Source organism: Marvinbryantia sp., from assembly GCF_047017445.1.
GTDB lineage: Bacteria > Bacillota > Clostridia > Lachnospirales > Lachnospiraceae > Marvinbryantia.
In genome coordinates this window covers 66,605-89,175 of sequence record NZ_JBKXTT010000004.1, presented here as the reverse complement: position 1 = coordinate 89,175, position 22,571 = coordinate 66,605, and the positions used below count along the sequence as shown (strand labels likewise).

Annotated in this window: 21 protein-coding genes and 2 pseudogenes; 3 read left to right on the top strand and 20 right to left on the bottom strand. The window is 47.2% G+C overall.

Annotation, left to right across the window (positions count from 1 at the left end; translation table 11 throughout):
• Positions 1-85: 85 nt before the first annotated feature.
• The gene (locus tag ACLU9Q_RS05785; RefSeq protein ID WP_296906213.1) at positions 86-1,510 is read left to right on the top strand and encodes a deoxyguanosinetriphosphate triphosphohydrolase; all 1,425 of its coding nucleotides are present in this window, start codon (positions 86-88) and stop codon (positions 1,508-1,510) included.
• A gap of 49 nt (positions 1,511-1,559) precedes the next feature.
• On the opposite strand, the gene ACLU9Q_RS05780 is transcribed toward ACLU9Q_RS05785, so the two are convergent.
• Entirely contained in the window at positions 1,560-2,147 is a 588-nt protein-coding gene (locus ACLU9Q_RS05780; protein WP_296835274.1) for a thymidine kinase, read from the bottom strand.
• 217 nt (positions 2,148-2,364) lie between these two features.
• On the bottom strand, positions 2,365-4,041 hold the full coding sequence (locus ACLU9Q_RS05775; RefSeq protein ID WP_296906210.1) for a M3 family oligoendopeptidase: 1,677 nt from the start codon (positions 4,039-4,041) through the stop codon (positions 2,365-2,367).
• Between the two features lie 234 nt (positions 4,042-4,275).
• Here ACLU9Q_RS05775 and ACLU9Q_RS05770 point away from each other — a divergent pair, with 234 nt between their 5' ends.
• The gene (locus ACLU9Q_RS05770; RefSeq protein WP_296835278.1) at positions 4,276-4,776 is read left to right on the top strand and encodes a shikimate kinase; all 501 of its coding nucleotides are present in this window, start codon (positions 4,276-4,278) and stop codon (positions 4,774-4,776) included.
• A gap of 370 nt (positions 4,777-5,146) precedes the next feature.
• Positions 5,147-5,704, top strand: a complete 558-nt coding sequence (locus tag ACLU9Q_RS05765; RefSeq protein ID WP_296835280.1) for a manganese efflux pump MntP family protein — start codon at positions 5,147-5,149, stop codon at positions 5,702-5,704.
• Positions 5,705-5,968: 264 nt separating this feature from the next.
• Here the strand turns inward: ACLU9Q_RS05765 and ACLU9Q_RS05760 are convergent, their stop codons facing one another.
• The 18 genes and pseudogenes from ACLU9Q_RS05760 to ACLU9Q_RS05675 form a co-directional block, all read right to left on the bottom strand.
• Positions 5,969-6,571 (bottom strand): TIGR04100 family radical SAM protein, encoded by a 603-nt coding sequence (locus tag ACLU9Q_RS05760; protein ID WP_296835282.1) that lies wholly within the window; start codon positions 6,569-6,571, stop codon positions 5,969-5,971.
• Positions 6,572-6,665: 94 nt separating this feature from the next.
• Entirely contained in the window at positions 6,666-7,496 is an 831-nt protein-coding gene (locus ACLU9Q_RS05755) for a pyridoxamine kinase (RefSeq protein WP_296835284.1), read from the bottom strand.
• A 115-nt stretch (positions 7,497-7,611) separates the two neighbouring features.
• On the bottom strand, positions 7,612-7,983 hold the full coding sequence (locus ACLU9Q_RS05750; protein WP_296835286.1) for an RloB family protein: 372 nt from the start codon (positions 7,981-7,983) through the stop codon (positions 7,612-7,614).
• 92 nt (positions 7,984-8,075) lie between these two features.
• A pseudogene (locus ACLU9Q_RS05745) lies at positions 8,076-8,201 on the bottom strand (RloB domain-containing protein); the annotation flags it as partial.
• A gap of 130 nt (positions 8,202-8,331) precedes the next feature.
• On the bottom strand, positions 8,332-9,558 hold the full coding sequence (locus ACLU9Q_RS05740) for an AAA family ATPase (protein WP_296835288.1): 1,227 nt from the start codon (positions 9,556-9,558) through the stop codon (positions 8,332-8,334).
• A 421-nt stretch (positions 9,559-9,979) separates the two neighbouring features.
• Positions 9,980-10,363, bottom strand: coding sequence for a shikimate kinase (locus ACLU9Q_RS05735; RefSeq protein WP_296835290.1), 384 nt, complete (start codon positions 10,361-10,363; stop codon positions 9,980-9,982).
• Positions 10,364-10,382: 19 nt separating this feature from the next.
• Positions 10,383-10,892: a YkgJ family cysteine cluster protein gene (locus tag ACLU9Q_RS05730; protein ID WP_296835292.1), complete on the bottom strand. Its 510-nt coding sequence runs from the start codon at positions 10,890-10,892 to the stop codon at positions 10,383-10,385.
• A 103-nt stretch (positions 10,893-10,995) separates the two neighbouring features.
• Positions 10,996-11,931 carry an alpha/beta fold hydrolase gene (locus ACLU9Q_RS05725; protein ID WP_296835294.1) on the bottom strand — a complete coding sequence of 312 codons (936 nt, stop codon included), beginning with the start codon at positions 11,929-11,931 and terminating at the stop codon, positions 10,996-10,998.
• Positions 11,932-12,396: 465 nt separating this feature from the next.
• Positions 12,397-13,722: an ATP-binding protein gene (locus ACLU9Q_RS05720; RefSeq protein WP_296835296.1), complete on the bottom strand. Its 1,326-nt coding sequence runs from the start codon at positions 13,720-13,722 to the stop codon at positions 12,397-12,399.
• Positions 13,719-14,390: a response regulator transcription factor gene (locus tag ACLU9Q_RS05715; protein WP_296835298.1), complete on the bottom strand. Its 672-nt coding sequence runs from the start codon at positions 14,388-14,390 to the stop codon at positions 13,719-13,721. Before ACLU9Q_RS05715 ends, ACLU9Q_RS05720 begins: the two co-directional genes overlap by 4 nt.
• Before the next feature lie 83 nt (positions 14,391-14,473).
• Positions 14,474-16,237, bottom strand: coding sequence for a Na/Pi cotransporter family protein (locus tag ACLU9Q_RS05710; RefSeq protein WP_296835300.1), 1,764 nt, complete (start codon positions 16,235-16,237; stop codon positions 14,474-14,476).
• A 103-nt stretch (positions 16,238-16,340) separates the two neighbouring features.
• Entirely contained in the window at positions 16,341-16,640 is a 300-nt protein-coding gene (trxA, locus tag ACLU9Q_RS05705) for a thioredoxin (RefSeq protein WP_296835302.1), read from the bottom strand.
• Between the two features lie 164 nt (positions 16,641-16,804).
• Entirely contained in the window at positions 16,805-17,380 is a 576-nt protein-coding gene (locus tag ACLU9Q_RS05700) for a PepSY domain-containing protein (RefSeq protein WP_296835304.1), read from the bottom strand.
• Between the two features lie 85 nt (positions 17,381-17,465).
• Positions 17,466-17,666 (bottom strand): annotated as a pseudogene (locus tag ACLU9Q_RS05695) (nucleoside recognition protein); the annotation flags it as partial.
• A gap of 191 nt (positions 17,667-17,857) precedes the next feature.
• Positions 17,858-18,160 carry a hypothetical protein gene (locus ACLU9Q_RS05690; RefSeq protein WP_296928017.1) on the bottom strand — a complete coding sequence of 101 codons (303 nt, stop codon included), beginning with the start codon at positions 18,158-18,160 and terminating at the stop codon, positions 17,858-17,860.
• A complete protein-coding gene (locus ACLU9Q_RS05685; RefSeq protein WP_412624635.1) occupies positions 18,150-19,388 on the bottom strand; it encodes an IS110 family transposase in 1,239 nt (412 codons plus the stop codon). Before ACLU9Q_RS05685 ends, ACLU9Q_RS05690 begins: the two co-directional genes overlap by 11 nt.
• A gap of 340 nt (positions 19,389-19,728) precedes the next feature.
• Positions 19,729-21,120: a group II intron reverse transcriptase/maturase gene (gene ltrA, locus ACLU9Q_RS05680; RefSeq protein ID WP_412624637.1), complete on the bottom strand. Its 1,392-nt coding sequence runs from the start codon at positions 21,118-21,120 to the stop codon at positions 19,729-19,731.
• Positions 21,121-21,623: 503 nt separating this feature from the next.
• The gene (locus ACLU9Q_RS05675; protein ID WP_296906206.1) at positions 21,624-22,565 is read right to left on the bottom strand and encodes an ABC transporter permease; all 942 of its coding nucleotides are present in this window, start codon (positions 22,563-22,565) and stop codon (positions 21,624-21,626) included.
• Positions 22,566-22,571 lie beyond the last annotated feature (6 nt).

Genomic DNA, 22,571 nt, shown 5'->3' with positions numbered 1-22,571 from the left:
CCGTAGCTAATTATCTTTATCTATGTTAAACTATTTCCAAAACATTCAGAAAGGCTCTGCGGCATTCCCGCAGCGGGATCTTACTATGAACTGGAATACTCTGCTTTGTCCGGACCGTATCCGCAGCTATATGAGCGCTGCGACCTCAACGGACTTAAGAAGTGAATTTGAAAAGGATTACCACCGCATTATCGGCAGCGCGTCGTTCCGGCGCCTGCAGGATAAGACGCAGGTTTTTCCGCTGGATAAGAGCGATTTTATCCGCACCAGGCTGACACACTCGCTGGAAGTGTCCTCTATCGCGCGCTCGCTCGGACAGAACATTTCGCAATATATCATCCGCAATCAGCGGGATGGACATTTTGACCTCCAGATGCAGTCTGATGTGTGCAGCATCGTACAGTGCGCCGGGCTGATCCACGACATCGGAAATCCGCCGTTCGGACATTTCGGCGAGACGACGATCCGGGACTGGTTTCGGGAAAACCTGCCGCGGCTGACCTTCGAGGGCAAACCGCTTTCCGAAGTGCTCTCCCCGCAGATGCTCGCTGATTTCTATAATTTTGAAGGCAACGCCCAGGCTCTGCGCCTGGTGACGAAGCTTCATTTTCTGGTGGATGAAAACGGCATGAATCTCACCTATGCCCTGCTGAACACGATTATCAAATATCCGGTTTCTTCGCTTGAAATCAATACAAAGAGCGGAAACATCAAGGATAAAAAGCTGGGCTATTTTTACGCCGACCGCGATGTTTTTGGAAAGATCCAGGCTGCTACCGGCACGAACGGCTGCCGTCATCCGCTGTGCTATATTCTGGAGGCGGCGGACGACATCGCCTATCTGACCGCCGACATTGAGGACGCCTACCGGAAGGGTTTTATCAGCTACCGGCTGCTTCTGGAAGAGCTTCGCTCGGAGGATGTGCTGACGCGTATGCTGCCCCAGGAGCAGAACACCTATCTGGAGATGGTGAATCGTCTGGAACGAAAATACGACAGCGGCATAAAGCGCGGCGTTGCCGATCCCGAAGGCTACGCCGTGTCCAACTGGATCGTCAATGTGCAGGGCTTTCTGATCGCCTGCGCCACCTATGGCTTTACGAAAAACTACCGCGCTATCATGGAAGGAAGCTTTCCAACCGACCTGTTCAGCCGCAGCCACGGCAGTGCGCTGCATGACCGTCTCGGCGACATCGCCTACCGCTACGTGTTCGTGTCGCGTCCGATCTTCAAGACAGAGCTTGCGGCCGCCACTGTGCTGCAGTACCTGCTGGATAAATTCGTGTCGGCGGTGATCAACTACGACACCGGCCACCGACTGACGGACGTGCAGGAAAAGCTGATGACGCTGGTCTCCGAAAACTACAAATCCGTCTACCGCAGGCAGGCGGAGGGCAAATCTGCCCAGGAAAAGCTTTACCTGCGGCTGATGCTGATCACCGATCACATCTGCGGCATGACCGACAGCTATGCGAAGCGGCTTTATCAGGAATTAAACGGGATCGATTAGCGCTAAACGTTGCCGGTTCATTACGTGCAGGATAGCTGCACGTGCCGGCTTACGGGCGTACCTGTACGCGCTTATGCGGTCCGAGGTTTCCTTCTTTGTAGTGCTTACGGCAGAGCGCTGTGTAGCTGTCATTGCCTCCCATCACGACCTGCTCTCCGCTGCGGATGATCTTCCCGTCCTCATCAAAGCGGGTATTGCAGGTCGCGCCCTGGCCGCACCAGCAGACCGTTTTCAGCTCCTCGATCACATCCGCCCATGCCAGCAGCCACATACTGCCTTCAAACAGCTCGCGGCGAAAATCTGTCCGCAATCCATAGCAGATTACCGGAATGTTCAATTCATCTACGATATGCACGAAAAATTCAATATCCGATTTTTGGCAGAATTGCGCCTCATCCACGATCACACAGTCGTATCGGCTGATTTCCTCATCACTCATCGCAAGCAGATCTTCCACGTAAATACACTTCTGCTCCAGCCCCATGCGGCTGCGGACCACGCCGATATCTCTGGTGTCGATCTTAGGTTTCACCAGCAGCGCCTCTTTTCCACGCTCATAATAATTGTATGCTACCATCAACGCGTTTGCCGTCTTTGAGCTTCCCATCGCCCCGTGACGGAAATATAATTTTGCCATTGTCTTTCTCCCTTTATATTCGCAAGTTATCCCTTGGCTCACCTTCACCATATTGGGGTTGCCCCGCACACCTTCCACGCATCATCCCCCAACCGGCGAACAGGCACGCATATTTACGCCTCTGCATTCCTGATGTTTCCTCTGTATTCCTGGGATTTCCTCCGCCGTCCGCCTTCTGCTTCTTCGCGGCCCGCAAAATTTCACTGCAGGCTCCCTTCTACACCTCAAGCAGGACTTCCAGCTTCTCTGCCATCCGCTGGATGCAGCCTTCCTCATACGGCACTTCCAGTCCCACTTCTTTGAGCATCTCGTCATAAAATCTGCTTGCAGAAAGACGACAGAGCTTCAGGTAGCTCTCCCAGGCTGCCTCGCGGTTTTCGCTCATCCAGATCTTATACATGTACGCACAGGTCTGCGCCAGCACATAATCAATATAATAGAACGGATAGTTGAAAATGTGCTGCTGCTTCTGCCAGAAGCCGCCATTTCCGAAATATTTATTATCACCGTAATCAAGATGCGGCTTGTACACCTTTTCCAGTCTGCTCCATGCCTCTTTGCGCTCCTGCGGCGTCATATCCGGGTTCTCATAAACAATATGCTGAAATTCATCCACCATACAGCCGTACGGAATAAAGATCACACCGTCCTCCCCGTGCATTGTGCGATAGTCCTCCGCGCGATCCTGGAAAAACAGCTCCATCCATTTATCCGCAAAAAATTCCATCGACATAGAGTGGATCTCAGCCGTCTCCATTGTGATATCACGGTGCTCCTGGATCGGATCCTTACCGGAAATATACCCCTGAAAAGCATGTCCGCATTCATGTGTGATCACATCAAGGTCGCCGCTGGTCCCGTTGAAGTTTGCGAAAATAAACGGCGCATTGTAATCCGGCAGATACGTCATATAACCGCCCGCGCGCTTCGTCTTGCGTCCGAGCACATCAAACAGCTCGTTCTCCATCATGAAATCAAAAAATTCTTTCGTCTCCTTTGACATTTCCGCGTACATCTGCTGTCCTGCCTTTAAGATACCCTCCGGATCCATGTTCGGCGCCGGATTTCCGTCCGCAAAATAAACCTGCTCGTCAATATAGGAAAGCTTCTCCAGTCCCAGTCTCTGTCTGCGCCTGTCGTGCAGCTTCTCCGCCAGCGGCACAAAATATTTCTTGATCTGAGAGCGGAATTTTTCCACCTCCTCCTGGCCATAAGAGTTGCGCGTCATACGGTAATAGCCGAGTTCCACATAGTTTTTGTAACCCATCTGCCTTGCCTGCTCCGTGCGGTTTTTCACAAGCTGATCGTAGATGGTATCAAGCTGGTCCTCTACGCTCTCAAAATAAGCGCTGTATTTTTCCCAGGCTTTTTTACGCACCTCACGGTCAGCGTGAGAAAGATACGGGCGCATCAGAGAGAGGTTCAGCTCCTCACCCTCCCACTCAATCTTTGCCGTGGCAATCAATTTGTTGTATTTTGTTTTCAGCTCATTCTCTTCCTGCATCAGCGGAATCAGCTTTTCATCAAAAGCCTTCATGGACAGCTCCATATTTTTGAAAGCGACCTTGCCGATCTTCTCCTCCAGATAAGCGCGGTAGGGAGAACTGTACAGAAGCTTCTGATACTCCTGTGTCAGATTCTGCATTTCCGGTTCGATCTTATCATAATATTCGTGCTCCGCCGCATAGAATTCATCCGTCAGATCCACATCAAAGCGGATGTGCGCCAGCGTCATCTGCGTGGATACGCGGTTGCTCAGCGCGTAATATTTTTTATGCACCTCGAACTGCTCCTCGCCGCTTTTCGCCCGCTTCATCTCATCCATAAGCTGCTGATATTCTCGGCGTACTTCGTCCATTTCCACCCGTTTGTAGGGCATATCCTTAAATTTCATGCTTCATTTTAGCTCCTTTCTTTTCCATTGCGTCTATTATATCTCAAATCCGGTGTTTACGCATCAGTTTTTTATGTGGCATCTCAATCTGGCATATCAATATCCGCGACATTTTATTACTACACATTTGTCTTGTATTTTTTATTATCTTCTTTTATACTGAATGCATTCCACAAATGCACCACGCAACATATTTTTTCGTTGAATTATTTAAATCACATAAAGGAGAAACATATGGAAAATATCACATTAATCGGAATGCCCGGTGCCGGAAAAAGCACGGTCGGCATCGTCCTTGCCAAGGTGCTCGGCTATGATTTTATAGATTCCGATCTTCTGATCCAGAAGGAAGAAGGAAAGCTGCTCTGGCAGATCATGCGCGACGAAGGGATCGACGGCTTCAATGCGATCGAAGAACGCGTCAACAGCCAGATAGATGTCACACATTCTGTCATTGCTACCGGAGGAAGCGTGATCTATGGTCCGAAGGCAATGGAACATCTGCGCAGCATCAGCACCGTTGTTTATCTGAAGGTAAGCTATCGAACGCTCCAAAAGCGCCTCGGAGATTTAAACAAACGCGGCGTCGTCCTAAAATCCGGACAGACTCTGCTCGACCTTTACAAGGAGCGTGTGCCGCTCTATGAACAGTATGCCCACCGCACTGTCTATGTGGGCAGCCGAACCGTCCAGCAGGCGGTAGAGGAAATTGTAAATGCACTGAAAGAGCTCTGAAAAAGATCTGAAAAAAAGCTGAAAAAAAGCCTGAAAAAAAGCCTAAACTAACCGGAAAATAATGCTTGCCAAAGGTCTTTCCACATGATATACTTTGAGATAATCTCCACGAGGGAGTAGTCGGCATAGAGAATATGTGATAATCATCGACAGAATGGTGCTAAGCGCCCGGTGTTATCTTAAATGACGAGACTCATGGACAGCGTCTGCTGTCCGTGAGTCTTTTTTTATCGACAGCCGCTGCGCGCAAGCTATACTGTCACCCGGTCCGCTAAGTCCGGGCATCCTTCATCGCATGGCCCTCTTTGCAGCCCCAGTGCCTTTTCTGCTCGACTCGCGGAGTCATACACATTACCAGGGAGGAAATTTTATGAGTTTTGCAGAAATCTTTTTATTAGCGTTGGGACTTTCCATGGATGCATTCGCAGTCTCTATCTGTAAGGGTCTTAGTCTGAAAAATGTAACGCCGAAGCATATGTGTATCGCCGGAGCATGGTTCGGCGGATTCCAGGCATTGATGCCGCTGATCGGCTATTTTCTCGGCAGATCCTTCGCCGATATGATCACACAGTTTGACCACTGGATCGCTTTCGTCCTGCTGCTCTTTATTGGCGGAAAAATGATACGGGAAGCGTTCGGCGAGGAAGAAAGCATGGACTGCTCGATGGATGTAAAATCCATGTTTATACTGGCAATCGCTACCAGCATCGACGCACTTGCAGTCGGAGTAACCTTTGCGTTTCTCGAAGTTTCCATCCTTCCTGCGGTCTGTCTGATCGGCGCCACCACCTTCGTCTGTTCGGGTGCCGGTGTCAAAATCGGCAGCGTCTTCGGCGCAAAATACAAATCAAAAGCAGAAATTGCCGGCGGCGTCATTCTGGTGCTGATCGGTCTGAAAATATTGCTGGAGGGCGTGGGGATCTTATAGATCCTCACGTTTTTAGTCAAATACCCCGCAGCAAGCTTGCAGGGAAGCAGAGTTGCGGGGTATCTGGTCTACGCTTCGCTACGGTCGGCGCTAAACGTGTGCCACCGGCACACAGCGCTCCTCGCGGCAGGTCTGCGTTTCACTTCGGTCGGTGCTAAACGTGTGCCACCGGCACACAGCACCGCCAAATGCGTGTGCGAGCACCCGTGCTTGGCTCATTGCTCGCGGGAATGAATCTGATCATGCGGGCAAACAGGCTGCCTTTTAACCCTCCCAGGGACGGATGCGGTAAGTTGCACCGATTTCTTTACAGATTTGGGCACACTGCCGCTCTTCCTCTGGCGTCAGAGTGGTGGTGACGGTGGTCATTACAACATGCGGAACATATTTTGTACAGTCCCGTGCAAAATCCAGCATTGCCTGGTAGGAGATATCGCCGAATTTACTGCGCACAAGCTCATGATAGCGCTGCGGATTCGGTGTATTCAGGCTGATGGAAACAGTATCGATCAGCCCTTGCAGAAGCTGCGCGGTTTTTTCTCCATGAATCAGATCTGATAGCCCATTCGTGTTGATCCTCGTCGGAATCTGATATTTCTTTTTCGCGTATTCCGCTACCTTCAGTATCACATCAAGACGCTCTGTCGGCTCCCCGAAGCCGCAGAACACCAGCTCCCTGAAATCCTCCATCGGAAAATTATCAAAATCCGCGATAATTTCTTCGTAAGTCGGCTCCCGTTCCAGCCAGAGAGAACCGGATTCTCCCATCTGGTCGCGCGTCTGCCGCAGACAGAAGGTACACGCACACGGACAATTATTGGTTAAATTCACATATAGATTCTGATACACCTTATATAAAATCGTCATACTCCGTTCCGCCTTTCCTGTCTCCCCTTATTTATGTTACTTTCCATTTTCCTATCATTTCAGGCTTCTGCATAGCTCATCCCGTAAAAAATGTCTACCTCAACTTATCCAGTATCTCCTCAAACGCCACGCCGTCCGTCACCGGAATCTCCAGTTCCATTGATTTTTCAATACATTTCTTGACAAAATTGGATGCCTTTTTAACAGATACGGCAAAATCCACTCCGTTTACTGCATCCGCTGCGATAATGGATGCAAAAAGGTCGCCCGTTCCGCACCGCTGTGTGCCTACACGGATGGTTCGCAGAAAATGCTCACATTTTTTTTCATCACATACGTAATTTGCGATGTAGCTGCCCTGTACAATACCAGTGATGACAACCTTCGACGGTCCCATCTCCATCAGCTTTACCGCCAGCTCGCGGATTTCTTTTTTTCTCCATTTTTCTTTATAGGGCGTATCCGTTAAGATGCATGCCTCTGTGAGATTAGGTGTCAGAATGTCTGCATACTGCACCAGCCTTTTCATGCTTTTGCAAAGCGTGGGCGTAAATGTCGCATAAGCTTTTCCGTAATCTCCCATCACGGGATCAATAATGACAAGTGTCTGCTCTGTGCGAAAGTCCCTGATAAAGTTTTCCACAATATCAATCTGCGCATCCGAACCGAGAAACCCGGAATAAATTCCGGAAAATTCCAATCCCAGAAGCTTCCAGTTTCTGATATATTCGGGCATTTTTTCCGTATAGTCATCAAAAAAATAATGCTCATACCCTGTATGATTGGAGAAAATTGCCGTCGGAACCGGGCAGCACTGCACCTTCAGCTTTGAAATAACAGGAAGAGAGACTGCTATTGAGCATCTCCCATATCCAGACATATCATTAATTACAGCTATTTTTTTCTGTATCCCCTTCGAAACCATATCCCGCCTCCATCCAATTATGTATAGTATACCACTATCTGATATGGTTTAAAGAGCCAGTTTCCGCAAAATTAGCCAGTCCAATTTTTGCTGAACCCATCAGTTTGTAATTTTTTTACCTATCCAATAATACCCTTCCAAATGAATCTATAAAGTGCTTTTTCGTTGCTTCTGGCAAATATTTCACCAGTTCCTCCACCAACTCATACACCTTCGTTCCAGGAGCAATCTCTGTTGGTGTCCTACCTTGTCCATCTTTTATAATCCGTTTTGCATATCGTATCGCCAGCTTCGGATTGCCCTTATTCATCAGAATATCAAAAATATCCTTCATATTTTTCTGATACTTGCCAAGCCCCAATTCTCTGAACTTATCGCCCAAGAAAGATATATACTCTGTCCGATGATTATTGGATGTGTAGTATGCAAAATGGAGTAAGAACCAAAATTCGATACATTCATTACTCCATGCTGCATGGTACTGCAATTCCGGATTTTCTTTATTAACTGTTCTGCCCGCTGTGCCACACCATTAAAATCGTTAGGTGGAAAGCTGTCCTTATCATAAACGCACCAAATTTGTCCCTTCCTAATTTTGTTCCTTTTTACATATCTTTCCGCCATACCAATAACACGCATTGTTTCCGCCTGACATGGCTCAATCTCTATCAGCACCATATCCCGGTATACAGGGTTATCCTCAATCAGTCTTTTGAATCCTTCAAAATAAAGCGGTTCTGTCTGCTAACCTTCACAGAAGATATAATAGCGATATTCTTTCATCTCCAAATATTCTTGGCGACGCTTTTTCTTCCATGATTCCATTCCGGCTTTTTTAGGCATTAATCTTCCCCCAATCTATAATTTTTCTGAGGTATGGATCAGCGCCATACTTGCCTTCCAGATACTGTTTATCAAACTTTGCATCTTTACGGACAGATTCACCTTTATCATTTTTAAATTCTACCAGAGAATACAGTTTTGAATTCTGCCTGTTTCCCTTTGCCACAAACCAGATTTCATCTCTCCGGAAAACTTCGCTGTTCATGGTAGACAAGTCATGTGACGTAAAAATTAACTGCGCCCCCTTTTTATTGACCTCCATATTGTTAAACATCATAATAATGTAGCGAAGCAGCACCGGATGTATCTTTGCGTCTAATTCATCAATCACCAAAGATGTTCCTTCTAATAAACTTTTCGCAATAAATGGAAGTAAACCAAATAATTTCTTTGTTCCACTGGATTCATCAAATAAATTCAACTCTGTTTCATAATCATCAACGATATGTTTTGTAAATACTTCAATCCGCTCATGCTCTTTTTCTTCCACTCGGAAGTCTACTATGTCCAAATCCATCTCTTGAATCATTTCAAGCATAAGCTTTTTCACATCTTCGGAATTAGCCACTGCCATACGCAGTTCCTCTATCGGATTTCCATAATTCAAGAAATCAACTCCATTTTCAAACCAGCCCAATACATCCCTCACTACTTCATTTTTTCTATAAGTGATGCCAAGATAAGAAAGCAACGGCAATGTATCTGATAACTCATCACTGGTTTTTAACCTTGCAAAAGCCCCCTTTAATACTATTCCAACTTCATCCCTTTCAAAAAGTGCCGACCGGCGTCCGGTTTCTAACTTAACCCGGTCCAACCGCTCATACTCAATCACATCTTTTTTAATTGTCAATTCATAGCGATACTCCGCCAGCGAAGTTCTGAAAAACACTTCAAACTCTGTTGGCGTATCTACTGTTTCCTCAGAAAATGCAAATGGCTCTATCACTAACTTTTTCATTCGGATCGCAGCTTCTTCATTATCGCTGGTTGCATATAAAGGGCGCAGCACTTTCAATACTAAACTATGCAATGCTTCCAAAACATTAGATTTTCCTCCGCCATTTGGTCCGTAAACGGCAGATACCGGCAAATATAATTCTCCATCTTTATCTCTAATAACCCTATCTTCATGCTCAGAAATGGCGGCAGCCTGCATATCAAATGTTACCTCATCTCGTATGCTTTTAAAGTTCTTTACTGTAAATTGGCATAACATTTCATTTACCTCCGCTTACTATCTGTTCCGTTCTTTATTCTAGTATTTCACTTTCTATTATATCCGCTTTTAGTTTTTTTACAAGCAATATTTGAGATTTTATCTCATATTTTTATTTAAAAAATTCAAAAAGGACGTCCCGCGCTTTTCACGCAGGACACCCTTCGTCACGTTCCGGTTCATCAGGAAGTTACTCTGTCGCTGTATTAGATTTCCTCGCAATGCTATTTATCTTTTTGCAGGGCTTTCCCATTCTAAAATCCCGCTTTCCTCAACTCATCCATCATTGCAGATCTTCTGCGATAAATTAGTTTCCATTCTTCTACGATCTGATTTGCTATTTTCCTTCCGCCCGAATATTTTATAATCTTTTTCATATTCTGTGATTATCCTGTCCACCACTTTTTCCGGCGGATCGTTATTAACAAATAATCGATTGCGTATCCCAAGTTTGGCATAAACCATCCCATACCAATCCAAATCTGCCCGGATATCTTGTATAATACAATTCAATTAGCAGGACATCATCACCGATAATGCGTGTTTTGAAGTTTTCAGCAAAAGAGATCGGGGTAACCGCCAAAACCATATCGTCTTCCGTTTTAAGAACCTTCTTGATAATACACCCTCTTTTTTGATCTCTCCACCGTAAGTCTGCAGTATATACAAACTCTTCCAGAGACATTTCCAAATGTTTCTTTATTTCTTCATCCAGATCAGCGAAACCAAATCCAAGCCTTTCGGCTGGCAATCTCCCAACGGTTGATTTTCCAACATTTGAAACACCAAATAACAGTATCTTCATACTTAAATTTTCCCCATACTTAGTGTCTATATCTCCACCCGTATTCCTTTTTCAGCCTCTCATATATCTCAAACGCAACCGGACAGACCTCGATTACATCCAGCACGCCGTAAAGGCTTGACCATCTGTCCGGTTGATCCGTATACGGATATTTCTTACAATTTTCCGGTCGACAATCGCCTAACTGACAATTTCCATCTGGTTTCAGAAAATCACAGGGTATATTTTTTGTCTGATAGCCGTTTTCTCCGTCGTCTTCCCCCAGATATTTTTCAAGAAACTGCTCTTTCGTAAGCCCCATATACTCCGCGTCCCGGGAAAGGTCCGTTTCCGGGATACTTCCACGGTACATCTTGCAGCAGTTCCTGCATCTGCTGCAGTCATATCCGGCAAACAACTCTTTGTGCAGCCTGTGGAACCGTTCGTCCAATTCTTTTTCATCCGCATTCCCTTTCAGGTAAATGCGAAATTCATAGTTCTCATTTCTTTTTTTCTTCGCTTCAAATTTTATTTTTCTCGGTGCAATCATTTTTGTTTCCCTTTACATATACGGTTGAATCATAAACTTCGTCTACTCCCCCACTCTTTCACTTACCAGTTCAAAAAGATTCTCCTTTGTGGCAAACAGAATCTTAGGATTTCTCCCCTTTCTCCAAAACCCACTTCACCAGGATATCTTCCGTTTTCTTCGCCCCACCACTTTTTTCTTCGTGGAACAAATCGTGGCGGGCATTGGGGATGAGGTGGAACTCCACATCTTTAAGGCCGGCCCGGTCCATGCTGTTTTTTACTCTCTGTATCCCTTTTCCAAAGTCCCCTACCGGGTCCCTGTCTCCGGAGAGAAGCAGAATCGGGAGGGTTTTATCCCACTTTTCGTAGGCGTCCTTTTTTCCGGTCCTTCTCATGGCGTCCAGCAGCTGATAAAACAGGCCTGACGAAATATGCTCCCGGCACAGGGAATCCCCGCAGTATGCGGCGCGCTGTTCTTCGTCGGCACATAACCAGTCACATCTGGTCATATTCGGCAAAAATTTCCGGTTATAGCTTTCAAAGGACAGTTTATCTACCAGCGGTGTGGCGCTGTCAAATCCGTGTACCCGGATCTCCCGCTTCACAAGCTGCATCAATACTGTGAGGACGCCTCCGGGCTGGTGGCCGGTTCCGAGGATGGCGGCTCCGGCTATCTTATCCTCATAGCAGCTTAGGTAGTCCCTCAGCAAAAAGGAACTTAGGGAAAATCCCATCATAAAATGGGGAATTTCCGGAAAACAACGTTCCATTTCCCGGTAAAAAAGGTGCATATCCCGGATACTGGCTTTCCAGCCGCCTTTTCCGAAGGATGCGCACTTCGGATCACCGCCGTTTTGTCCATGTCCTCTTAAATCAAATCCGGCGACGGCAACACCCCTGGCTGTCATCGCCTCCGCCAGTTTTTCATACCGTCCGATGTGTTCTGTCATGCCATGGGAAATCTGCAGCAGCCTCTTAGGCGTTTCCTTTGGCATCCAGATTTTTCCCGTCAACGATACGCCGCCATCTCCCAAAAAAGTTATCTCCTCTGTCTTCATTCCAGCTCTCCTCTTCAAAGCAGTATTTTCCCTTCACAATGTCGTGACTGTTGTTTCTTTCAGTATAGCCCTTTTCCCGGAAAAGGACAATCCGCTTTTCCAAAACATGACTATCACTTTTCTTTCCCCAAAAAACTCTTTTTCCTGTAATAAAATGGTACTATTATGACTCTATCTGGAAATTTTCAGGGAAGTTCCCAGCATACGATGGAAAAAAGAAATTTGACTGGAAATATTTTCTGTTGCCTCCCACCGATGATCGGGTACGGCATCGCAGGAATAGGCCTTAAAGCCGACGGACCATATTGCCATACCTACAGGACCTGCCACCGGCAACTTCCTTCGGATGCATGGCAACAAAAAACAGGCAGTATACATACAATGTACACTACCTGTCTTTCTCATTCAAAATACAAAACAGACCTTTGTGGATACGTCTCCGACCAGTTTTCTAAAATACATCATTTACACATTTTCCGGGAACACCACCCGCATCCGCGTGCCCACTCCGGTTTTGCTCCACAGTCCGATCTCCGCGCCGTGCTTTGCCACGACATGTTTTACGATCGCAAGTCCCAGACCGGTGCCGCCCGTGGATTTGGAACGGCTTTTATCCACGCGGTAAAAGCGCTCGAAAATGCGCTTCTGATCCTCCTCCGGGATGCCGATGCCGGTGTCCTCCACCGTCAGTACGGCATGATTTCCCTCCATGCCGACGTGCATCACAACACTTCCATCCGGTACATTATAGCGAACCGCGTTACTGCAGAGATTATACATAACCTCCTCGATCATCTCCCGGTTTGCCTGGACGATGCAGGACTCCCCGGTAAGCGTCAATGTCACATGATGTTTTTCCGCATTTACCTGCATCATGTCCACGCATTTTTCTGCAAGCTCGTACAAATCTACCGTTTCTTTCACCAGCACGTCCTCGGAGCTGTCCAGCTCAGAAAGGCGCAGAATGTCGTTAATCAGCATCAGCAGGCGATTAGAGCTTTTATGAATTTCCGCAGAAAAGCGCACCGTATCCTCTTTTGTGGCGATTCCGCTCTCGATCAGCTCTGAGTAGCCGGAGATCGCCGTCAGCGGCGTCTTTAATTCATGTGAGACATTTGCAGTAAATTCCTGCCGCATCTGCGAGCTTTTTACAATATCAGAATGTTGCTTTTGAATGGTATCCAGAAACGGTTTCATTTCCTTGTAGGCGATCTCATAGTTTTCATCATCCATATGCAGCGCCATGTCCTCGATCGGCGCAATGATACTCTTTGTAAGAAAATGCGCCAGTACAAGGCAAATGAGAAACAGAGCCGCTCCCATAAAAAGAAGTACCGGGATCAGCGGCAGCAAAAAACTCCAGACGCTGCCCGCTTCCTTTGCAACACGCAGAACTCTGCCGTCGTCAAGCCGTATCGCATAATAATATGTGTTCTTATCAAGCGTATCAGACCTGCGGACGATCTCCGCCTCGCCGCTCTCCAGCGCGTTCTGGATCTCCGGACGATCACTGTGATTATCCATCTGCCCGATATCCGCGTTACTGTCGAAAGCTACCGTGCCATCCGTATTGATCAGCGTAATGCGCAGATCCTCCACCGATTCCACTTCGGACAATTCCTTCTGCCCATCGAAAATGCCGGCGCTTTTGATGACATGCGCATAGGTTTTCAGGCTGCCCACAACCTCCTCCTGGAACAGATTGTAGCAGACAAACACCGAGAGAAACACCGTCAGAAAAATCGCAACCGCCGTAATCAGCAGAAACTGCGCGTTAATCTTTTTTCTCATTCGATCCGGTACCCCACATTCCGCACAGTCTTAATATATTTTCCGGCACTTCCCAGCTTCTGACGCAGCGTTTTAATATGCATATCCAGCGTGCGCGATTCCCCCTCGAAATCCACGCCCCAGACGCGCTCCATAATGCTCTCGCGCGCCATCACAATACCCGCATTCTGCAGAAACAGCTTCAGCAGCTCAAACTCCTTGTAGGTCAGCTCACAGGGAACATCCGACACATAAACCATACGTTTCTCATTGTCCATGAAAATCTCATGCAGACGCATCAGCTTTTCCTCTTCCATTTGATTCACGCGGCGCAGCACCGCCTTCACCCTGGAGATCAGCTCCATGACACCAAATGGTTTTGTGATGTAATCATCCGCTCCGTTATCAAGCCCTTTTACCTTGTCAATCTCCGTGGATTTTGCCGTCACCATCACCACCGGAACCTTTTTTGTCTCCGGATTGCGGCGCAGCTTCTTTAAAACCTCCACGCCGTCGCTGTCAGGCAGCATAATATCCAGGAGCACCAGATCCGGCTTTCGCTCAGAAACCTTGTTCCAAAAAGGCTTCGCGTATTCAAACTCTTCTACTGAATATCCGCTGTTTTTGAGAGAATAGCTCTCAATTTCCCGTATATTTTTATCGTCCTCCAATATATAGATCAAGCTCATGCCTCCCACACCCTTTCTTGTAACTGTTTGAGACCTTATTCCCGCACAATTACCTTCCTTTTTAGTTTATCACATTTCTCTTTTTACGGCAAAACATATTTTCTGCGATATTTGTCACATTCCTGCTGAAATTCCTTATTATCCTCGCGGCGCAATACATCCGCATAGGCGTGCGGGTCATATTCGCTCTCGTGACGCTGGATCAGATACACTGCGATGTTCGAACAGTGATCCGCCACACGTTCAAAGTTCGTGCAGATATCGGAGAGGATAAAGCCCATCTCGATCGTACAGTTGCCCTTCTGTAAACGCTCCACGTGACGTTTCTTCACCTGCGAATTGATGTAATCCATCACTTCCTCCAGAGGCTCCACCTCCTGTGCAGTCGTCAGATCGTCGTTCACAAAGCTGTCAAAAGCAAGTCCGACAATCTCCATCACAGCTTTTTTGAAAACCTCCAGCTCCTGCTGCCCCATCTCAGAAAAATGGATTTTTTTCGTGTGCAGCTCCTCTGCCGCCGCCATCACACTGACAGAGTGGTCGGAAATCCGCTCAAAGTCTCCGATGCAGTGCAGCATCATGGAAAGTGCGCGGCTGTCTGAGTCCGAAAGATTGCGGCTGCTCAGCTTTACAAGATAGCTGCTCACACTGTCCTCGTACTTATCCACAATATCCTCCAGCTCCCGGATACGCGCCACTTTTTTCTCATCAAAATTATCAAACAGGGAAACCGACATAGAAAATCCCTCCCTTGTCAGTTCCGCCATCTGTTTGGTCGCCTCCATCGCCTGCTCGCAGGCAAAAGCCGGGCGTTCCAGGAAGCGCTCATCCAGCACCGGCACCTCCAGCTCCTGCAGCTCGCCGGATTTTTTGTGATTTCCGACAGTCGCATGCGCCAGCTTCACAAGCTGATCGCCAAACGGCAGCAAAAGCAACGTAGTGAATACGTTAAATATGCTGTGGATAACCGCAATATTGGCCGGTCCGACAGCCTCCGTCAGAAAATCAAAGTGTACAAACGCATTAACGCCATAGAACAGTGCCAGACAGACCACTGTACCAATCAGATTAAAATACAGATGGATTGCCGCCGCGCGTTTCGCGTTTTTATTTGCCCCCACAGACGACATGATCGCCGTGATACAGGTACCGATATTCTGTCCCATAATAATCGGGATCGCTAAACCATATGTGACACTCCCTGTCGTGCAGAGCGCCTGCAGAATACCGACAGACGCGGAAGAACTCTGGATAATTGCCGTAATCAGCGTACCCGCAAGCACTCCCATCAACGGATTTGAGAACGCCATCAATATGTTGCCAAACTCCGGCACATCCGCCAGCGGCTTCACTGCAGCGCTCATATTGTCCATCCCGTACATCAGAATCGCAAAGCCCACCATGATCGTGCCGATATTTTTCCGTTTTTCTTTTTTTGAAAAAAGAATAAATGCGGCGCCGATCAGCGCCAGTATCGGTGAAAATGAGGTCGGCTTTAAAAGCTTTAAAAAGAGATTATCTCCCTGGATACCGGTTAAGCTCAGAATCCACGATGTCGCCGTGGTACCGATATTAGCGCCCATGATCAGCCCGACCGCCTGGTTAAGCTTCATAATACCGGAATTTACAAATCCGACTACCATAACCGTCGTCGCGGAGGAAGACTGGATAACTGCCGTGACGCCCGCGCCAAGAAGCACCGCTTTCCAGCGACTGCTTGTAAGCTGCTCCAGAATGCGCTCCATCTTACCGCCGGATGCTCTGGAAAGTCCGTCTCCCATAAGTGACATTCCGTAAAGGAAAAATGCAAGACCTCCTAAAAACGCTAATACCGAAAAAATATCCATAAAAATACTCCTTTATCCTACATGTATGTTCTCCTTACGCTAACATACGTATGTAAAATACAGGAGTATTTAATGTAAAATCTGTGTAAATTGTTATGAATCTTTACAGCAGACTCATCACCTTTTCCTTTGTCACACACCCAACCGATGTCTCTTTTAATTGGCCGTCCTGAAACACCAGAAGCGTCGGAATGCCGCTCACGCGGTAGCTCTGCGCAAGCTCAAACTCCTTGTCAACATCCACTTTCACAAGCTTTACGTCCGGACGATCCGCCACAACCGCATCCAGGACCGGCGCAAACATTTTACAGGGTCCGCACCAATCTGCCCAGAAATCTACCAGCACGGTTCCTTTTGCATCCAATACCTCACTCTGAAACGTATCTTTTGTTGCATTTATCATATTATTTTCCACCTTTCTCTTGCCTTTGCATACCGCAGATGCCGGAAAAACTATACTGACAGCACCTGTCGCATAGTATGCTGCCAGTCTCTCACTGCAATATCTATATCATAGTCTATCGCAAAAATCTTTTTTTATGTAACATATAGCTCAAAACGTTCCGTTCAATCCCGCTCCATCTCGCGGATCTCACCGCTGTAGGCATCAATCTTGTAATCCATTTCCTGGCGCGCATAATAAAATTCTATCTCGTAAACCACCTGTCGGCTGTCTCTCTCAAATTTTATCTGTGAAAAGCTTGCCTCCGCCGAATCCACTCCCGCATCCGTAAGCGCAATCTCTTTTGCGCGCTCCATCCCGATCACAGTATCCTCATCGTCCTCTTCTATCTGCAGGCTCACTTCTGCCGTCGCCTCGCCGAGATCTCTTCCATTCAGCTCCCACTCCAGAATCACGCCGTCTGCTTCCCTGATAAGATATTCGTACTCCACGCCATCCGCAAAAAAGGACACCTCGTAAACCGGTTCTCCGTCCTCCCACTCTGCCTTTGTATGCAGGCGTTCCGCCATGTCGGACGTAATATCTGCATCCGCAAAAGCAATTTCTTCTGCCTGCGTTGCGTCTATTGAAACCGCCGCGCCGACATCTGCAGCCATCGCACTCTGCCCGCCAAAAATCATCATCATGCCAAGCACACCTGCTGCCGCCCGGCGTTTCGTATCCATGTTGCACTTTTTCATGTCGTTTTCCTCCTGCCCTTTTCTTTTATTATACACGATTCCGGAAATCTGTCGAGTATAAAAATATGCTACTGGAAGAATAAAATTATTTGTGATCCATCACCTTACAAAACATCACCGCCACACCCGAGCTCACCGCCGTTGTCAGTATTCCCGGCCCGACGATCGCCGTGGGATTCACACTTCCATACTGGCTCCGATAGGCTATAATATTCACTGGAATGAGCTGCAATGATGAGATATTCAGTATCAGAAACGTACACATTTCATTACTGGCAACTCCTGGCGGCATCCCTCCTCCGAAGAGAGCAGTGAATATATTCAGAATCTTATTTAGACGTAATCGAGTCTGCAAATAAAAAGTCAAGCAGAAATTGATGAACTTTGAAAATTTTATACAGGTTGAAATTAGGGCATAAACGTTAAGCCACCGGTTTACGCTGGCTTAAGAAAAAAGGAAGCCATATATTGTGCCACCTATAAGGGATGTTCACATTTTAATTTTTGAACATAGCCTACAGAACATCGGAATTCCCGGGCAATACGACGCATGGGAATTCCTTGTGCGATACATTCTCTGATAGCATCTTTCTCGCGGTCAGAGAATTTCGGTATCCTTCCGGCATTGCGTGGATTTTCGTTCGCTTTTATGACGGTTCCTCCAATGGACAGGGCATAATCCGCCGCGTCTTTCTCGGAGAAAAAACCAGCCACAACAGGCACGCCTTTGAGGACGAGATATCTGAAATTTACCTCGCAGGGATATGTTTTATATTCCATCCTTCTCCGCCTCCGTGTCGGATGTCTGGGGCAGTGAGGCAAGATATTCCTTTACCCGCCCGTAATAAATACGGAGAAATTTGTTCGCACCAGCGGTCATGTAGACGTAATAAGGTTTGCCCTGCGCCCGTTTTTTATCCATAAAGGCGTAAACGGGATCGTCAGCAGGGGAACGTTTGATGAGCCCGTCCATGATCTGGAACAGGGTTTTGCGCAGATACGGCGAGCCTTTCTTTGTGGTAGGCACACTTTTACGGATGCGCTGCCCGGAATCATCCTTTCCGGGGTCAACGCCGGCAAAAGCAGTCAGAGCCCCGCGGTGTGTAAACCGTGTCACATCCCCGATCTCAGACATGAGCTGGGGACCGAGGGTAGGCCCGACACCATCCATAGCCAGAACAACCGGATATTCCGGCAGCGCGGAAGCAGCCTTATCCATTTCCAGACGGAGGGATTCTACTGTCCGGGAAGCAGTATTAAGCATTGCCACAGCCTGCCAGATGAGCATTTTTGTGTTGTCATCTTTTGGAAATACGGCGATCAGGTCAGAAGAGGCATGGTAGATATTTTCCGCTTTCTGTGCGCTGAAATTATAACCTTTGCGTTTGCACCAGTTCTGGTAATGCTTTTTGAAGGCTTCCGGCGACCTGGAGCGGACACAGTCCACATGCCAGTAGGTATGGACAAAATCCACCCATTTCTGGCTGCCATCGCTGCGCGCAGGGCTGTCAAAGAAGTCATTAGCACCCGGATAAGTCTGGTCAAGCAGGGCAATAAGATTGTTTTTCATGGCAGTTTTCTGTGCCATATAGAAGCCGAACTGTCGGTTCATGGTTTTTAATTGGTTGCGTGTTTTATCCATGATTCCATATTGCTTCAGTTTTGCCCAGCGGTCAAGAGTATAGCGTGCGATTTTTTTGGAATCCGCTTTGTCGGTCTTTGGAGTGCGCAGGGAATCATCCCCGAAGTTCCTGATGAGAATGGGGTTTACGGCGCTAACAAAGATACCGGCGTCAGAAAGCCACATGGCGACCGGCTCGTAGTACCTTCCGGTGTGCTCCATGCAGACCTTCGTCTCCCCGTCAAGCTCCTTTATCTGCCCGATCAGTCCGTTGATAGCGGACTGTGTATGGGGAATGTCGCGGGGAGGCATCAGGACAACGTCGCCAGGCCTGCGGATGGTAACAGTGCTCTTGCCTTTGGAAACATCAATACCAACAGCGTTCATAATGGATACTCCTTTACAATGAATCAGCAATGGTCAATACCAGATTTACTCATTGCCTGTTCAATCTACTGGGTATCACACGAACGCCTGTGGGTTCAACCTGCGTAAAACGAATGCTGCGAATGAGGGCTGGTTGGCTGACTAAATTACGGACGTAAAGTCCTAGTAGAAGGTGGCCAGACCTATTGCCTTACTCATTCTAACAGCTTAAGCAACAAGATGGGTAATTCCTTACTGGCTGTAAGGGGTATTAACCATAAATACATTGTAGTAGTAGGAGGGAGTGATTAGCTCCCGTCCTCTCACAGCACCGGACATACGGTTCACGTATCCGGCGCATTCAATAGTTGACGTGCACAGACTGATAGGCTGTGGCTAAATCATAAAAGCCACTGCTTATCAGTCTTTCTTTTGTCATTGCCATATTTACGGCTACTGTATGTGTTGTGAACCAATAGCCCCGGCGGCTGTTTCCCGCCTTCCTCGCCAAATCTTCTGGTACTCCCATCTTTATTAGGTTTCGCACCTTTGTTTTCGGCTTTTTCCATTGTTTCCATATACACATTCGTATCCTGTGATAGAGCCATCCATTGATGTCATCTATGTTGTTCTTCATGCTTGCTATTCCGTAATAGTTCAGCCAACCTCTTGCATACACTTTGATTTTCTCAAGGCTTGGTTTGATACTCTGTACCGACCTACGGGAAGATAGGTCTTTCAGTTTTGACTTAAACTTTTTCCATGACTTTGGATGAACTCGGACATAAATTCCACTTCCGTTCCTTCCCAATGCAAAGCCAAGGAACTTAAAATTTCGGATTGCAAACACGCTGACCATACGGCTTTTCTCTCGGTTTACTGTTAATTTCAGCTTTTCCTCAAGATATTTCGTACTACTTTCCAGCAACCGCTCTGATGCACGCTTACTCTTTGCGAGAAGCACGATATCATCTGCGTATCTGATGCACGGAACACCTCTCTTTATGAATTCTTGGTCGAACTCATTGAGGTAGATATTCGCAAGCAATGGCGACAGATTTCCGCCTTGCGGCGAGCCTTCTTCTGTTTCTATGACCACTCCGTTTTCCATTACACCGCTTTTCAGACAACGCTTAATCAGCTGCACTACACGTTCATCCTTTACATTCCGTCTCAGCAGATTTATGAGAATCTCGTGATTTAAGGTATCAAAATACTTTGACAAATCAAGGGCTACCGCAAATGTGTAGCCTTGTTCCGCATACTCCTTAATCTTTATGATTGCATCCTTTGCGCTCCTGTTCGGACGGTATCCAAAACTGTTTTCTGCAAACAATGGTTCATAGATTGGCACTAACTTCTGCGTTATTGCCTGTTGGATTGTTCGGTCTATCACTGTTGGTATGCCAAGCTTTCGCACACCACCGTCTGATTTTGGAATCTCAACCCTTCTCACTGGTGATGGAGTATATTTTCCTCTAAGTATTCGGTTAATTAACTCCTGTTGATGTTCCTTTAGATATGGCAGGGCTTCTTCGATGCTCATTCCATCAATGCCTGCCGCCCCTTTGTTTGCTTTCACTCTTTTGTACGCTCTGTTAAGATTATCTTTGTACAGAATCATTTCCAAGAGCTTCGGCTGTGCACTGTCTCTTTCTTTCCATATCCGCTTGAACGACCTTGACGCTTTCGCATACCCTTCATGTTCCGCACTATCTCTTTGCGAACAGCCACTGTTTGTGTTTTCTGTCATGGGCGGTCATTCCTCCTTTCCCGGTCATACTTAAGACTCCTACTGATTCGGTCCTTCGCCTCCCGGCTACTATGACCTCTGCTGACTTCTGTGTGTTCAGCAACACTTTTCAGTGTTGGTTACTCTTTTCGGAGCGTATCACACAGACCTCCCCGGGTACCACACGTTTCCTTCTCTCCATCCATCTGCCACATTTATCATGCATGATTCCGTGTAGTTATTGGGCTTCGACTTGCATAGCAGCCTTACCCTCATGCATAACCTCATATGTGATTTCTGTTCGTCAGACCAGAGATTTGCCCGTGGGTTAGTATGTTCCCCACATCCAGCTTCCTTCAGATTCCACCTCTCGATGGACACCCTTGCCTTCGGCTATATCCTTCCCACTACCGGGCGGATTCAGGACTTGCACCTGTTGGAAACGTGCGCCGCCAGGCGCACTATGCAAAGAGATGTGAGCCCCAAAGCCCGCATCTCTTTTTCAAACACATTTGTTTCGTTTATTATTTACTTTTCTGCTTCTGCACTACCTTATCCAGTGTGACTGCCAGAATCAGTACCAGACCCTTTACTACCTTCTGCCAGTATTCGGAAACATTCATCAGAACCATGCCGTTTGACAGCGTTCCCATCAGCAGTACGCCCACAATAACGCCCATGATTCTTCCTTCGCCTCCGCTGATGCTGATTCCACCAAGCACGCATCCGGTTATTACATCCATTTCGTATCCTTCACCGGAATTTGCCTGCCCCGAATTCACACGGGCCATCAGCATCATGCCGGCCAGCGCATACAATGCTCCCGCCAATGTATATACCTTATAAAGAACCAGCTTTACATTTGTACCGGACAGGCGGGCTGCCTCCTGGTTGCTTCCGATGCCATAAACAAATCGCCCGAAAGGAAACTTATTCAGCAAAATATAACCGACGGCAAAAGCACCTGCCATAATGATAACCGGAACCGGCACTACCCCGACGTATCCCTGTCCAATTACGAGAAATCTCTTGTCGATTCCGTAAACAGGAAAGCCGCCGCACAACAAAAATGCCACACCCCGCAGAGCCGTCATGGTTCCCAGCGTCATAATAATGGGTGCAATACCAATTTCATTAATAAAAAACGCATTAAATAAGCCCGCAGCAGCACCCAGCAATAAAATCAGAATAATAACAATGGGAATCGGCCATCCCCTCGACAGAAGCTGTGCACCCGCCACTGCCGAAACCCCGATCACCGATCCTACCGACAGATCCATGCCGCCTGTCAGAATGACAAACGTCATTCCCACCGAGCACACGCCCACAATGGATACCTGCCTCAGTATATTGAATATATTTGATGTTTTTAAAAACGAAGGTTCACATATGGCAAAGATCAGCACAAGCACAATCCAGGCAAACACAATGCCGTATCTGGATAAATCAATTTTTTTCGCTTTCATAATATG

Excerpts from the sequence above, each read along its gene's own strand:
- ACLU9Q_RS05710 (WP_296835300.1), bottom strand. The coding sequence starts at position 16,237 with ATGGATATTTTTTCGGTATTAGCGTTTTTAGGAGGTCTTGCATTTTTC.
- ACLU9Q_RS05775 (WP_296906210.1), bottom strand. The coding sequence starts at position 4,041 with ATGAAATTTAAGGATATGCCCTACAAACGGGTGGAAATGGACGAAGTA.
- ACLU9Q_RS05690 (WP_296928017.1), bottom strand. The coding sequence starts at position 18,160 with ATGGAATATAAAACATATCCCTGCGAGGTAAATTTCAGATATCTCGTC.
- ACLU9Q_RS05780 (WP_296835274.1), bottom strand. The coding sequence starts at position 2,147 with ATGGCAAAATTATATTTCCGTCACGGGGCGATGGGAAGCTCAAAGACG.
- ACLU9Q_RS05730 (WP_296835292.1), bottom strand. The coding sequence starts at position 10,892 with ATGATTGCACCGAGAAAAATAAAATTTGAAGCGAAGAAAAAAAGAAAT.
- ACLU9Q_RS05740 (WP_296835288.1), bottom strand. The coding sequence starts at position 9,558 with ATGTTATGCCAATTTACAGTAAAGAACTTTAAAAGCATACGAGATGAG.
- ACLU9Q_RS05685 (WP_412624635.1), bottom strand. The coding sequence starts at position 19,388 with ATGAACGCTGTTGGTATTGATGTTTCCAAAGGCAAGAGCACTGTTACC.
- ACLU9Q_RS05675 (WP_296906206.1), bottom strand. The coding sequence starts at position 22,565 with ATGAAAGCGAAAAAAATTGATTTATCCAGATACGGCATTGTGTTTGCC.
- ACLU9Q_RS05720 (WP_296835296.1), bottom strand. The coding sequence starts at position 13,722 with ATGAGAAAAAAGATTAACGCGCAGTTTCTGCTGATTACGGCGGTTGCG.
- ltrA (WP_412624637.1), bottom strand. The coding sequence starts at position 21,120 with ATGACAGAAAACACAAACAGTGGCTGTTCGCAAAGAGATAGTGCGGAA.
- trxA (WP_296835302.1), bottom strand. The coding sequence starts at position 16,640 with ATGATAAATGCAACAAAAGATACGTTTCAGAGTGAGGTATTGGATGCA.
- ACLU9Q_RS05735 (WP_296835290.1), bottom strand. The coding sequence starts at position 10,363 with ATGAAGATACTGTTATTTGGTGTTTCAAATGTTGGAAAATCAACCGTT.
- ACLU9Q_RS05760 (WP_296835282.1), bottom strand. The coding sequence starts at position 6,571 with ATGACGATTTTATATAAGGTGTATCAGAATCTATATGTGAATTTAACC.
- ACLU9Q_RS05770 (WP_296835278.1), top strand. The coding sequence starts at position 4,276 with ATGGAAAATATCACATTAATCGGAATGCCCGGTGCCGGAAAAAGCACG.
- ACLU9Q_RS05765 (WP_296835280.1), top strand. The coding sequence starts at position 5,147 with ATGAGTTTTGCAGAAATCTTTTTATTAGCGTTGGGACTTTCCATGGAT.
- ACLU9Q_RS05715 (WP_296835298.1), bottom strand. The coding sequence starts at position 14,390 with ATGAGCTTGATCTATATATTGGAGGACGATAAAAATATACGGGAAATT.
- ACLU9Q_RS05785 (WP_296906213.1), top strand. The coding sequence starts at position 86 with ATGAACTGGAATACTCTGCTTTGTCCGGACCGTATCCGCAGCTATATG.
- ACLU9Q_RS05725 (WP_296835294.1), bottom strand. The coding sequence starts at position 11,931 with ATGAAGACAGAGGAGATAACTTTTTTGGGAGATGGCGGCGTATCGTTG.
- ACLU9Q_RS05755 (WP_296835284.1), bottom strand. The coding sequence starts at position 7,496 with ATGGTTTCGAAGGGGATACAGAAAAAAATAGCTGTAATTAATGATATG.
- ACLU9Q_RS05700 (WP_296835304.1), bottom strand. The coding sequence starts at position 17,380 with ATGAAAAAGTGCAACATGGATACGAAACGCCGGGCGGCAGCAGGTGTG.